General features: G+C 66.7%; 9 protein-coding genes. 5 read left to right on the top strand and 4 right to left on the bottom strand.

What is annotated here, in order from left to right; genetic code table 11:
- Nucleotides 1–14: 14 nt before the first annotated feature.
- The 3 genes from P7A97_RS11365 to P7A97_RS11355 are packed head-to-tail and all read right to left on the bottom strand — an operon-like array spanning nucleotide 15 to nucleotide 4,094.
- Entirely contained in the window at nucleotides 15–2,306 is a 2,292-nt protein-coding gene (locus P7A97_RS11365; RefSeq protein ID WP_277690058.1) for an FdhF/YdeP family oxidoreductase, read from the bottom strand.
- A complete protein-coding gene (gene fdhD / locus P7A97_RS11360; protein WP_277690057.1) occupies nucleotides 2,303–3,109 on the bottom strand; it encodes a formate dehydrogenase accessory sulfurtransferase FdhD in 807 nt (268 codons plus the stop codon). Before fdhD ends, P7A97_RS11365 begins: the two co-directional genes overlap by 4 nt.
- Before the next feature lie 58 nt (nucleotides 3,110–3,167).
- Nucleotides 3,168–4,094 carry a LysR family transcriptional regulator gene (locus P7A97_RS11355; protein WP_277690056.1) on the bottom strand — a complete coding sequence of 309 codons (927 nt, stop codon included), beginning with the start codon at nucleotides 4,092–4,094 and terminating at the stop codon, nucleotides 3,168–3,170.
- A gap of 498 nt (nucleotides 4,095–4,592) precedes the next feature.
- Here P7A97_RS11355 and P7A97_RS11350 point away from each other — a divergent pair, with 498 nt between their 5' ends.
- Nucleotides 4,593–6,032, top strand: a complete 1,440-nt coding sequence (locus P7A97_RS11350; protein WP_277690199.1) for a sodium:solute symporter family protein — start codon at nucleotides 4,593–4,595, stop codon at nucleotides 6,030–6,032.
- Nucleotides 6,033–6,238: 206 nt separating this feature from the next.
- On the opposite strand, the gene P7A97_RS11345 is transcribed toward P7A97_RS11350, so the two are convergent.
- Complete coding sequence (locus tag P7A97_RS11345; protein WP_277690055.1) at nucleotides 6,239–6,820, bottom strand: HutD family protein; 582 nt, start codon at nucleotides 6,818–6,820, stop codon at nucleotides 6,239–6,241.
- Between the two features lie 181 nt (nucleotides 6,821–7,001).
- Between P7A97_RS11345 and hutI the strand changes: the two genes are divergently transcribed.
- The 4 genes from hutI (at nucleotide 7,002) to hutH (ending at nucleotide 12,524) form a co-directional block, all read left to right on the top strand.
- Nucleotides 7,002–8,219, top strand: a complete 1,218-nt coding sequence (hutI, locus tag P7A97_RS11340; protein ID WP_277690054.1) for an imidazolonepropionase — start codon at nucleotides 7,002–7,004, stop codon at nucleotides 8,217–8,219.
- Nucleotides 8,209–9,144, top strand: coding sequence for a formimidoylglutamase (hutG, locus tag P7A97_RS11335; RefSeq protein ID WP_277690053.1), 936 nt, complete (start codon nucleotides 8,209–8,211; stop codon nucleotides 9,142–9,144). The genes hutI and hutG overlap by 11 nt, the downstream gene beginning before the upstream one ends.
- A 26-nt stretch (nucleotides 9,145–9,170) precedes the next feature.
- Nucleotides 9,171–10,835 (top strand): urocanate hydratase, encoded by a 1,665-nt coding sequence (gene hutU / locus P7A97_RS11330; protein WP_277690052.1) that lies wholly within the window; start codon nucleotides 9,171–9,173, stop codon nucleotides 10,833–10,835.
- Between the two features lie 153 nt (nucleotides 10,836–10,988).
- Nucleotides 10,989–12,524 (top strand): histidine ammonia-lyase, encoded by a 1,536-nt coding sequence (gene hutH / locus P7A97_RS11325; protein ID WP_277690051.1) that lies wholly within the window; start codon nucleotides 10,989–10,991, stop codon nucleotides 12,522–12,524.
- Nucleotides 12,525–12,545: the final 21 nt, after the last annotated feature.

Genomic DNA, 12,545 nt, shown 5'->3' with positions numbered 1-12,545 from the left:
ACAAAGCGCCCATTTCAGGCAATTCGAGCGCTCAGGGTGGCCGGCTGCAGGCGGATGGCGATGAACTTCGAGGTCGGGGTGTGGCTGTCGTCACCGACGCTGGCCAGCGGTACCAGCGGGTTGGTCTCCGGGTAGTAGGCGGCCGCCTGGCCCTGGGGAGTGTCGTAGGCGAGCAGGGTGAAGCCGCGCACGCGCCGCTCGATGCCGTCGTCCCACAGAGAGACGATATCCACCTGCTGCCCCGGCTCGTAGCCCAGGCGGCGGATGTCTTGCGCGTTGACGAACAGCACCTCGCGCTGGCCCTTGACCCCGCGATAACGGTCATCCAGGCCGTACAGCGTGGTGTTGTACTGGTCGTGGGAGCGCAGGGTCTGCAGTACCAGGTCGGCCTGCTCGGCGCACGCCTCGGGCGGCATCAGCTGGTCGGGCAGGGCATGGGCGACGAAGCGTGCCTTGCCGCTGGCGGTGTGCCACTGGCGGCGGGCGGCGGCATTGCCCAGGTAGAAACCACCTGGCTGGGCGAGGCGGGCGTTGAAGTCGGCGAAGCCGGGGATGCAGTCGGCGATCAGCTGGCGGATGCGCGCGTAGTCCTCGATCAACCACAGCCAGTCCACCGGCTGGCTGCCGAGCAGGGCGTTGGCCATGCCGGCGATGATCGCCGGTTCCGAGCGCATCTCCCGTGACAGCGGCGAAAGCTGTCCGTAGGAGGCGTGGATCATGCTGAAGGAGTCCTCCACCGTCACGGCCTGTGACTGGCCCGCCTGCAGGTCGAGGTCGGTGCGCCCCAGGCAGGGCAGGATCAGCGCCTGGCGGCCGTGCATCAGGTGGCTGCGGTTGAGCTTCGTGCTGATCTGTACGGTCAGCTCGCATTGCTGCAGGGCGGCGTGGGTACGCGGGCTGTCCGGGGTGGCCTGGGCGAAGTTGCCGCCGAGGCCGATGAATACCCGGCTGCGCCCGGCGAGCATGGCCTCGATGGCTTCCACCGTGTTGTGCCCGGGCTGGCGCGGTACCGGGAAGTCGAAGCGCCGCTGCAGGGCATCGAGCAGGAAGGCCGGCGGCCGCTCGTTGATGCCCATGGTGCGGTCGCCCTGCACGTTGCTGTGGCCGCGTACCGGGCACAGGCCGGCGCCGGGCTTGCCGAGGTTGCCGCGCAGCAGCATCAGGTTGCTGATTTCCTGGATGGTCGCCACTGAATGGCGGTGCTGGGTGATGCCCATGGCCCAGCAGGTGATGACTCGCTCGGCGCGTGCGTAGAGGCGTGCGGCCTGCTCGATTTCGCTGCGGCTGAGGCCGGATTGCTCTTCGATCTGCGCCCAGTCGGTGGCGTCCACGGCGGCCAGCCAGGCGTCGAGGCCATCGCTGTGCTGGTCGATAAAGGCCTGGTCGAACACCGTGCCGGGCCGCGCGCGCTCCCACTGCAGCAGGTACTTGGCCATGCCGCGCACGGCGGCCATGTCGCCACCCAGGCACGGGCGGAAGTAGGCGCTGCTGGTCGGCGCCGAGCCGTTGCTGAGCATCTCCAGCGCATGCTGCGGGTGCTGGAAGCGCTCCAGGCCGCGTTCCTTGAGCGGATTGAAGCAGACCACGCTGGCGCCGCGCTCGACCGCCTCGCGCAGCGGTTCGAGCATGCGCGGGTGGTTGGTGCCGGGGTTCTGGCCGAAGACGAAGATGGCGTCGGCCTTGGCGAAGTCATCGAAGGTCACCGTGCCCTTGCCCACGCCGATGCTCTCGCCGAGGGCCACGCCGCTGGCTTCGTGGCACATGTTCGAGCAGTCGGGGAAGTTGTTGCTGCCAAAGGCGCGCACCATCAGCTGGTAGAGGAAGGCGGCCTCGTTGCTGGCCCGGCCCGAGGTGTAGAACTCGGCCTGGTCAGGGCTGTCCAGCCCTCGCAGGGTGTTGCCGATCAGCGCGAAGGCGGCCTCCCAGCTGATCGGCACATAGCGGTCACTGGCGGCGTCGTAGCGCAGTGGCTCGATCAGCCGGCCCTGGTGCTCCAGCCAGTAGTCGCTCTGTTCGCGCAACTGGGCGACGCTGTAGCGGGCAAAGAACTCGCGGCCGATGCCGCGCCGGGTGGCTTCCCAGTTCACCGCCTTGGCGCCGTTCTCGCAGAATTTCACCAGATGCTGTTCGGGCGAGTCGCCCCAGGCACAACCGGGGCAGTCGAAGCCGCCGTGCTGGTTGGTCTTGAGCATGGCGCGCAGGTTCTTGAACGGCTGCTTGCTGTCCAGCCAGTGCTGGGTCACGGCGCGCAGCGCGCCCCAGCCGGCGGCCGGGCCGGTGTAAGGCTGGTAACGGGGCTGGCTCATGCGCGGTACTCCTCGGGCGCCGGGCTGTACACCCGTGGTGCGCTGTGGTGGGGCAGGTGGATCAGGTTGAGGTGGTGACGGCGCGCCCAGTCCACGGTCAGTGCCGTGGGGGCGGACAGGCTGACCAGGGTGGCGATGCCACAACGCACGGCCTTGTGCAGCAACTCCAGGCTGCAGCGGCTGGTGACCACGGCAAAGCCGGCATTGGCTGCCTCGTCGGAACGGGCGAGGGCGCCGATCAGCTTGTCCAGGGCGTTATGCCGGCCGATGTCTTCACGGCACAGGGCGATCTCGCCGCGGGCGTCGACGAACAGCGCGGCGTGCAGTGCGCCACTGCTGCGGGCGCCTTGCTGGGCCGCGCCAATGCGCTCGCGCAGTGCGTGCAGATGGCTGGCCGGCGGCAGGTTGCTCGGCGCCAGGGCCTTGAGCTGGGGCAGGGCCTGCTCCAGCGCCTCCACGCCACACAGGCCGCAGCCGCTGTTGCCGGCCAGCTGACGACGCTGCTGCCTGAGCCGCCAGAAGGTGCGACTGCTGATGCGCAGCTGGGCCTGACGGGCGCTGTCGGTGCCGCTCAGCTGGATGTCATAGATGTCGTCGATGGAGTCGATCAGGCCGGCACTCAGACTGAAGCCGATGGCGAAGTCTTCCAGATCATCCGGCGAGGCCATCATTACCGCATGGCTGAGGCCGTTGTAACTCAGTGCCAGGGCACATTCCCTGGCCAGTTCGGCGTTGGCGTGGTGGTTGTGCAGGCCCAGCTCGGCATAGGCGTAACCGGGTGCGGAGAGAGACGCGGCAGGCATGAGGGTGGCCCTTCTGTCGAGGGAGTGGTCTCAGCCTAGGGCCAGTGTCGGGCAGCGTCTAATCGCTGTGGTCGATGTGCTGATCGATGGGCTCTATCGAATCCTCGGCCAACAGGGTTCTGGCCGCGTTGAAACAGGCTTCGGCCAGCGCTGAACGTGGTGCTGCCCGGCGCAGGATCAGGCCCAGCGGTGCTAGGGTTTGTGCCGCGTCAATGGGGCTTAGGGTCAGGCCTTCGGCCAGCCTGTCCAGACCGCTGTGCAGCGGTAACACCGCGCAGCAGAGTCCGGCGCGCACGGCCTGCAGCAGCTGATGAACGGCATCGGTTTCCAGGCGTGGCTGCGGGTTCAGGCCGCGGCTGCGCAGGGCGTGGTCGATGGACTGGCGAAAGTGCATGCCGCTCGACAGTAGGCCGAGCGGCTGCGCGGCCACGGCTTCCCAGCTCAGGTTGGCTGGGTCGATGCTGAAGTGGCGATGGTCGTACAGTAGCCCCATGCGCGTGTCAGCCAGGGCCAGGCTGTCGAAGTGTTCGCGGTCGAGGCGTTCCAGGTAGGACAGGCCGAGGTCGAGCTGGTTGCTGGCCAGGCGCTCGAGAATCTGTTCGCTGCTCAGGGCAAACAGGCGAAAGCGCAGCTCCGGGTGTGCGGCGGCAAACAGGCGTAGCAAGCGCATCGGGTCGAAGCCGGCCAGCGGTACCACGCCCAGGCGCAGGGTGCCGACCAGTTGCCCACGACAGGCCGCCGCCTCGGCATACAAACCGTCCTGGGCGGCGAGCAGGCCGCGAGCCCAGGCCAGGATGCGCCGACCTTCCTCGGTAAAACCTTCGAAGCGCTGGCCACGTCGCACCAGTTCCAGGCCCAGCTCCTCCTCCAGATTGCGCAGGCGCATGGACAGCGTCGGCTGGGTCACATGGCAGCGTGCGGCGGCCTGGCCAAAATGGCCGGTTTCCTCCAGTGCGACAAGGAATCTGAGCTGCTTTATGTCCATGGGTGGCGTCCGTGGCGAGGCTGGTGTCGACCATAGCGGCCTGCCGGCCGCCTATCAGCGAGTGTCAAATATATAAAACTGCCTTTTGCATGCCGATAACAAAACTTCACAGATTTCATCGCCTTATAAATCGCTGCCTGCAGGGCTGATGAAAATACTCAGGCTGTTCGTCATTTTTGTTTGACATATTTGACGTTTTTGCCAGACTGCGCGGCCCGAGTCGCCGGGATCATCGGTGCCCCGACTCTATGCAGGGCCAGGATGGCCACAACAATAACCCTGTGATCTACCGTCCAGCCCCTGTCAGGCTGTTGGAAAAACTACCTGCGTTGCCATCGCTGCGTTTAAAAACAGGCTCAAAATGCTCATTTACCGCTCGTAAACTGCGCTTTTTCGCCTGTTTTTGCCTTGCGCTGGCTGCCTCGCCACCGTTTTTTCAACACCCTTCTACGCCTTGCGGGGAAGCATGCGGTGGATCGAGTTCTGGAACAGGACAACATGCTGATCTGGTTCGTCGCGCTGTATCTACTGGCCACCGTGGCCATCGGTTTCTATGCCTCCACGCGGGTGAAGAACACCCGTGACTTCGCCGCCGGCGGTCGCAGCATGGGCTTCCCCATCGTGGCCGCCATGGTGTTCGCCACCTGGTTCGGCTCCGAGGCGGTGTTGGGTATTCCCGCCACCTTCCTCGAAGAAGGCTTCGCCGGTATCGTCGAAGACCCCTTCGGCTCCTTCTGGTGCCTGTTCCTGGTGGGCGCGATCATCGCCCGCCCGCTGTACCGCCTGAACCTGCTGACCATCGGTGACTACTTCAAGAAGCGCTATGGCTCGCAGGTCGAGCTGATCGTCAGTCTGGTCATCGTGTTGTCCTACCTGGGCTGGATTGCCGCTCAGCTGATCGCCCTCGGCGTGGTGTTCAACGTGATCTCCGACGGTGCCATCAGCACCACCCAGGGCATGTTCCTCGGCACCTTCATCGTGCTGCTGTACACCCTGTTTGGCGGCATGTGGTCGATCGCCCTGACCGACTTCTTCCAGATGATCATCATTGTGGTTGGCCTGATTTACCTGGTCTGGCTGTTCAGTGACATGGCCGGCGGCGCCGATCTGGTGATCAGCCAGGCGGCCAGCGAAGGCAAGTTCACCTTCATGCACAGCTTCGAGCCGAAGGACATCGTCGCCTTCATCGGTGCGGCGGTGACCATGATGCTCGGCTCCATCCCGCAGCAGGACGTGTACCAGCGCGTGATGTCGGCGAAGAACGAGAACGTCGCCGCGCGTGCCTCGATGGCCGGCGCCGTGTTCTACCTGGGCTTCTGCATGTTGCCGATCTTCCTGGTGTATGCCGCCTCGATGATCGACCCGGCGCTGGTGCAGAAGTGGCTGGCCGAGGATTCGCAGATGATCCTGCCGCTGATGATCCTGGAGAAGACTCCGCTGATCGCGCAGATCTTCTTCTTCGGTGCACTGCTCTCGGCGATCATGTCGACCGCTTCCGGTACTCTGCTGGCGCCGTCGGTGACCCTGGCCGAGAACGTGCTCAAGCGCTTCCTGCCGGAGCTCAATGACAAGCAGTTCCTGCTGCTGATGCGTGTGACCATCCTGGTTTGCGCCGTCGGCACCCTGACCTTTGCCTTGAACTCCAATGCCAGCATCTACGAGATGGTTGGCAGCGCCTACTGCGTGACGCTGGTCGCCGCCGTGGTGCCGCTGTTCGCCGGTCTGTTCTGGAAGCGCGCGACTACCCAGGGGGCTCTGGTGTCCATCGCCTTCGGGCTGGTGTCCTGGATCTACCTGGAGTTCACCTGGACCGAAGACGCCTTCTGGCCGCCGCAGCTGGCCGGTCTGCTGTTCAGCCTGGCCGGCATGGTCATCGGTTCCCTGGCTCCGCAGTTCAAGCGCAACGACAACGATCTGCTGGCCGCTCAGCCGCAGTAAGTCTCGTGTGCTGACAGAAAAGACCCCGCCTTGGCGGGGTCTTTTCGTTTCGGCTGGCAATTCGGCTCGGGACGGATACCACCCCTCTCCCGCTCGTGGGAGAGGGGCCGGGGGAGAGGGACGTATTCCGTCCGGCCGGAGTAGCCCGGATGCAATCCGGGCGCGGAGCCGCCTGCCTTCCCGGATTGCATCCGGGCTACCAGCCTTCAGCTGAGTCGGCGCAGTAGGCCCAGGTAAAGGCAGGCGTTCCGCGCGCGCAAGGTCAGGTCGCTCGGTTCGTCGCGTAGCAGCAGCGCCTGGCGAGGGCGCAGGGCAAATTCGCGGCCACTATCCAGGCGTACCAGCAGCGCGCCGGCGTTGCACAGCAGCAGGCGGACCTCGGCTTCCTCGTTCAGCAGTCGCTCGCCATGCAGGTGCAGGTGGTGCAGGGACTGCTGCCAGTCGTCGCGCCGGCTCATCAGGTTCAGGTCGAGTACCGCGCCGTCTAGCGGCGTGGCGTCAATCACTTCCTCGCCGCTGAAGTCCAGCGCCTCGCCGCAGGCCTGCATCCTGGTCTCTCCGTTTGCCCGCTGCAGCAGCAGGTTGCCCTCCAGCAGGGCCAGGCTGCGCTGGATGCCGGGAAAGAGGGAGAAGGGGCCGGTGCTGGCCACCCGGGCGCAGCTGATGCGCCAGGCGGAATCATCCAGGCCGGCGTCGGGCGGGGCGATAGCCAGCTGGCGGGTGCTGCCGCCGCCGTTCTTCCAGGGGGTGGTGGGTAGTTGCTCAAGGTCGATGAGGTGGGCGGTCATGGCTGTTCCTGTGTAATGTATATACATATTCTGACGAAAGGCAGCTTGCCGTCCAGGCGCCATGATTGCGATCTAGCGAGTTATTTTGCAGTGTCAGGGCGAGTGGATGGCAACGTGGGGCTTGACGACTCATTGGTCACGGTTTAAATGTATATACATTGACGCCAAGGATAGCTTTGTAATGTCCCAGTCTCCCTCCGCGCGCCTGCTCTGGCGCGACGTGCAACTCTTCGATGGCCTGCAGGTGCGGGCCGAGCCCATGGCCGTGCTGGTCGAGGATGGGCGCATCGCCGGCCTGTGGTCCGAGTCCGCGTTCGACCCGGCACTGGCCGCCGGAGCCGAGAAGGCCGGTCGCTGCGGGGTGATGACCCCCGGCCTGGTCGACTGTCACACCCACCTGGTGTATGCCGGCGACCGCGCCGGCGAGTTCGAGCAGCGCCTGGAGGGGGTGAGCTACGAGGAAATCGCCAAGGCCGGCGGCGGCATCCTCAGCACCGTGCGCGCCACCCGCGCCGCCAGCGAGGACGAGCTGATCGCCGCCAGCCTGCCGCGCCTCGACGCGCTGCTGGCCGATGGCGTGACCACGGTGGAGATCAAGTCCGGCTACGGCCTGACCGTTGCCGATGAGCTGAAGATGCTGCGCGTCGCCCGTCGCCTCGGCGAGCTGCGCCCGGTGCGCGTCACCACCACCCTGCTCGGCGCCCACGCGCTGCCGCCGGAGTTTGCCGGCCGCAGCGACGACTATGTGACCCTGGTCTGCGAGCAGATGATCCCGGCCGCAGCAACCGAGCGCCTGGCCGATGCGGTGGACGTGTTCTGCGAGGGCATCGGCTTCTCCCCGGCGCAGTGCGAACGCATCTACCAGGCGGCCAAGGCCCATGGCCTGGCGCTCAAGGCGCATGCCGAACAGCTCTCCAATCTCGGTGGCAGCGCCCTGGCGGCACGCTACGGCGCACTGTCGGCCGACCATATCGAATACCTCGACGAGACCGGCGTGCGCGCCATGGCTGAGGCCGGCACCGTGGCTGTGCTGCTGCCCGGCGCTTTCCATGTGCTGCGCGAGACCCAGCTGCCGCCGATCGAGCTGCTGCGCCAGTACAACGTGACGATGGCTGTGGCCAGCGATGCCAACCCCGGCACTTCGCCGATCTGCATGCCCAGCCTGATGGCCAACCTGGCCTGCACCCTGTTCCGTCTGACCCCGCGCGAAGCCTTGAGCGGCATGACTGCCCACGCTGCCCGCGCCCTCGGCCGGCCCGAGCTGGGGCGTATCGAGGTCGGCGCGCCCGCCGACCTGTGCCTGTGGGACATCCGTCACCCGGCCGAACTGGCCTACGCGGTGCAGGCCGGTCGCCTGCGCCAGCGCATCTTCAATGGAGCCGTGACCCATGCTCGCTGATCGCTTCTCCCTCGATATCTGGACCGGGCGCACCGACCCCGAGCCGGACAGCCCGCGCTGGCACCAGCGCATCCAGGCGCTGGCCGAAGCCAGCGAGCCGGGCCTGGCCCTGCTCGGTTTCGCCTGCGATGAAGGCGTGCGCCGCAACCACGGCCGCGTCGGCGCCGCGCAAGGTCCGCTGGCCCTGCGCAAGGCCCTGGCCAACCTGGCCTGGCACCGCGAGGCGCCGGCCTATGACGCCGGTGACGTGACCTGCGAGGACGGCGACCTGGCCGCCGCCCAGGCGCGCCTGGCGCGTGGCGTCTGTGCGCTGCTGGATGCCGGCCACCTGCCGGTGGTGCTCGGTGGCGGCCACGAAGTGGCGTTCGGCAGCTGGTCAGGGTTGGCCGAGCATTTCTCGGGTAGTTCCGCCCCGCGCATCGGCATCGTCAATTTCGACGCCCACTTCGACCTGCGCGACCCGGCCCATGTGCAGTCCTCCGGCACCCCCTTCGCGCAGATCGCCGAGCAGTGCCAGGCCCGTGGCTGGCCGTTCCGCTACGCCTGCCTGGGCGTCAGCCGCCCCAGCAACACCCGTGCGCTGTTCAACCGCGCCGCCGAACTGGGCGTGCTGGTGCGCGAGGACCGCGAGATGCGCGAGGCCGGTCTGGCCGCTATCGCCGACGAGCTGGACGCCTTCCTCGCCGATTGCGATGCGCTGTACCTGACCATCGACATCGACGTGCTGCCGGCCTGCGAGGCGCCGGGCGTCAGCGCCCCGGCCGCGCGTGGCGTGCCGCTGGCGCTACTCGAGCCGCTGCTCGAACGCCTGCGCGATAGCGGCAAGCTGCGCCTGGTGGACTTCGCCGAGCTCAATCCGACCTACGACATCGACAACCGCACCGCCAAAGCGGCGGCGCGCCTGATTCATCTGCTCAGCCTCTGAGCGCCGAACAACAAGAGGAAACCGCTGTGACCACCAAATACCGCGACGTTGAAATCCGCGCCCCGCGCGGCACCGAACTGAATGCCAAGAGCTGGCTGACCGAAGCGCCGCTGCGCATGCTGATGAACAACCTCGACCCGGAAGTGGCCGAGAACCCCAAGGAACTGGTGGTGTACGGCGGCATCGGCCGCGCCGCGCGCAACTGGGAGTGCTACGACAAGATCGTCGAGACCCTGAAAGAGCTGAACGACGACGAGACCCTGCTGGTGCAGTCCGGCAAGCCGGTCGGCGTGTTCCGCACCCACAAGGACGCCCCGCGCGTGCTGATCGCCAACTCCAACCTGGTGCCGCACTGGGCCAACTGGGAACACTTCAACGAACTGGATGCTAAGGGCCTGGCCATGTACGGCCAGATGACCGCCGGCAGCTGGATCTACATTGGCAGCCAGGGCATCGTCCAGGGCACCTACGAGACCTTCGTCGAGGCCGGTCGTCAGCACTATGACGGCAACCTCAAGGGCCGCTGGGTATTGACCGCGGGCTTGGGTGGTATGGGCGGTGCCCAACCGCTGGCCGCGACCCTGGCCGGCGCCTGCTCGCTCAACATCGAGTGCCAGCAGACCAGCATCGATTTCCGCCTGCGCAGCCGCTATGTCGACGAGCAGGCCACTGATCTCGACGACGCCCTGGCGCGCATCGCCCAGTACACGGCCGAGGGCAAGGCCATCTCCGTCGCCTTGCTGGGCAACGCCGCCGAGATCCTGCCGGAACTGGTACGCCGTGGCGTGCGCCCGGATATGGTCACCGACCAGACCAGCGCACACGACCCGCTCAATGGCTACCTGCCAATCGGCTGGACCTGGGCCGAGTACAAGGACCGCGCCATCACCGACCCGGCCGGCGTGGTCAAGGCCGCCAAGCAGTCGATGGCCGTGCACGTGCAGGCCATGCTCGACTTCCAGAAGATGGGCGTGCCGACCTTCGACTACGGCAACAACATCCGTCAGATGGCCAAGGAAGAGGGCGTGGCCAACGCCTTCGATTTCCCCGGTTTCGTCCCGGCCTATATCCGTCCGCTGTTCTGCCGCGGCATCGGCCCGTTCCGCTGGGCGGCGCTGTCCGGCAACCCCGAGGACATCTACAAGACCGACGCCAAGGTCAAGGAACTGATCCCGGACGACGCCCACCTGCACCGCTGGCTGGACATGGCCCGCGAGCGCATCAGCTTCCAGGGCCTGCCGGCGCGTATCTGCTGGGTCGGCCTGGGCCTGCGCGCCAAGCTCGGTCTGGCCTTCAACGAGATGGTCCGCAGCGGCGAGCTGTCCGCGCCCATCGTCATCGGCCGCGACCACCTCGATTCCGGCTCGGTATCCAGCCCCAACCGCGAGACTGAAGCCATGCAGGACGGCTCCGACGCCGTGTCTGACTGGCCGCTGCTCAACGCCCTGCTCAATACCGCCAGCGGCGCCACCTGGGTCTCCCTGCACCATGGCGGCGGCGTGGGCATGGGCTTCTCCCAGCACTCCGGTATGGTCATCGTCTGCGATGGCACTGATGAAGCAGCCGCGCGCATCGCCCGCGTGCTGACCAACGACCCAGGCACCGGCGTCATGCGCCACGCCGACGCCGGCTACCAGATCGCCATCGATTGCGCCAAAGAGCAGGGCCTGAAGCTGCCGATGATCGGTTGAGGCCTTTCTGCAGCCTGCTGTGCGTCAGCCCGACGACGCAGCAGGCCGCAGGTAGCTGACTGACTCTTTGTACACTCCGCGTCCGCAGCCATTGGCACAACCATTTGGCTCTCGCTCGCTAGGCTTTAACCAAGCTCTGTGGAAGACAACAACATGAATACCCTGAACCTGAAACCCGGCCAGCTGACCCTGGCCGACCTGCGCGCCGCCTACCAGGCCCCGGTGCGCATGACCCTGGATGCGAGCGCCCATGAGGCGATCGACGCCAGCGTCGCCTGCGTCGAGAGCATCATCGCCGAAGGCCGCACCGCCTACGGCATCAACACCGGTTTCGGCCTGCTGGCTTCGACCCGCATCGCCAACGCCGACCTGGAAAAGCTGCAGCGCTCGCTGGTGCTGTCGCACGCCGCCGGTATCGGCGAGCCGCTGAGCGACGCCATGGTGCGCCTGATCATGCTGCTGAAGATCAACAGCCTGGCGCGCGGTTTCTCCGGCATCCGCCGCAAGGTGATCGAGGCGCTGATCGCTCTGGTCAACGCCGAGGTCTACCCGCATATCCCGCTGAAAGGCTCGGTCGGCGCGTCCGGTGACCTGGCGCCGCTGGCGCATATGTCCCTGGTACTGCTGGGCGAGAGCCAGGCTCGCTATAAAGGAGAGTGGCTGCCGGCCACCGAGGCCCTGGCCGTCGCCGGCCTGGAGCCGATGACCCTGGCCGCCAAAGAAGGTCTGGCCCTGCTCAACGGCACCCAGGTGTCCACCGCCTACGCCCTGCGTGGCCTGTTCGAAGGCGAAGACCTGTACGCCGCCGCCAGTGTCTGCGGCGCGCTCAGCGTCGAGGCCCTGCTCGGTTCGCGTTCGCCTTTCGATGCGCGCATCCACAATGCCCGTGGCCAGCGCGGGCAGATCGATGCGGCGGCGGCCTTCCGTCACCTGCTCGGCGCCAGCAGCGAGATCGGCCGCTCCCACGAGGCCTGCGACAAGGTGCAGGACCCCTACTCCCTGCGCTGCCAGCCGCAGGTCATGGGCGCCTGTCTGACCCAGCTGCGCCAGGCCGCCGAAGTGCTGGCGGTGGAAGCCAACGCGGTGTCGGACAACCCGCTGGTGTTCGCCGCCGAAGGCGAGGTGATCTCCGGCGGCAACTTCCACGCCGAGCCGGTGGCCATGGCCGCCGACAACATCGCCCTGGCCATCGCCGAAATCGGCTCGCTCAGTGAGCGGCGCATCTCGCTGATGATGGACAAGCACATGTCGCAGCTGCCGCCGTTCCTGGTGGCCAACGGTGGGGTGAACTCCGGCTTCATGATCGCCCAGGTCACTGCCGCGGCACTGGCCAGCGACAACAAGGCCCTGGCCCACCCGCACAGCGTCGACAGCCTGCCGACCTCGGCCAACCAGGAAGACCACGTGTCGATGGCACCGGGCGCCGGCAAGCGCCTGTGGGAAATGGCCGCCAACACCCGCGGCATCCTCGCCGTGGAGTGGCTGGGGGCCTGCCAGGGCCTGGACTTCCGCGAGGGGCTGAAGAGCACGGAGGCCTTGGAACAGGCCCGCCAAGTGCTGCGTGCCAAGGTGCCTTACTACGTGGAAGACCGCTTCTTCGCCCCGGATATCGCCGCTGCGAATGATCTGCTCGGCGAGCGCGTGCTCAGCCACCTGCTGCCGGCCGGCATGCTGCCGTCGCTGGGCTAAGGGTGCTGGCGCCGCCTCCCA

Source organism: Pseudomonas sp. GOM6, from assembly GCF_029537485.1.
Classification (GTDB): domain Bacteria; phylum Pseudomonadota; class Gammaproteobacteria; order Pseudomonadales; family Pseudomonadaceae; genus Aquipseudomonas.
Note: the sequence above shows the minus strand (reverse complement) of the source record. Positions and strands in the feature narration are given on the sequence as shown.

What these genes read in the sequence shown, in the direction of transcription:
- P7A97_RS11365 (WP_277690058.1), bottom strand. Translation starts at nt 2,306, where the DNA reads ATGAGCCAGCCCCGTTACCAGCCTTACACCGGCCCGGCCGCCGGCTGG.
- fdhD (WP_277690057.1), bottom strand. Translation starts at nt 3,109, where the DNA reads ATGCCTGCCGCGTCTCTCTCCGCACCCGGTTACGCCTATGCCGAGCTG.
- P7A97_RS11355 (WP_277690056.1), bottom strand. Translation starts at nt 4,094, where the DNA reads ATGGACATAAAGCAGCTCAGATTCCTTGTCGCACTGGAGGAAACCGGC.
- P7A97_RS11350 (WP_277690199.1), top strand. Translation starts at nt 4,593, where the DNA reads ATGCTGATCTGGTTCGTCGCGCTGTATCTACTGGCCACCGTGGCCATC.
- P7A97_RS11345 (WP_277690055.1), bottom strand. Translation starts at nt 6,820, where the DNA reads ATGACCGCCCACCTCATCGACCTTGAGCAACTACCCACCACCCCCTGG.
- hutI (WP_277690054.1), top strand. Translation starts at nt 7,002, where the DNA reads ATGTCCCAGTCTCCCTCCGCGCGCCTGCTCTGGCGCGACGTGCAACTC.
- hutG (WP_277690053.1), top strand. Translation starts at nt 8,209, where the DNA reads ATGCTCGCTGATCGCTTCTCCCTCGATATCTGGACCGGGCGCACCGAC.
- hutH (WP_277690051.1), top strand. Translation starts at nt 10,989, where the DNA reads ATGAATACCCTGAACCTGAAACCCGGCCAGCTGACCCTGGCCGACCTG.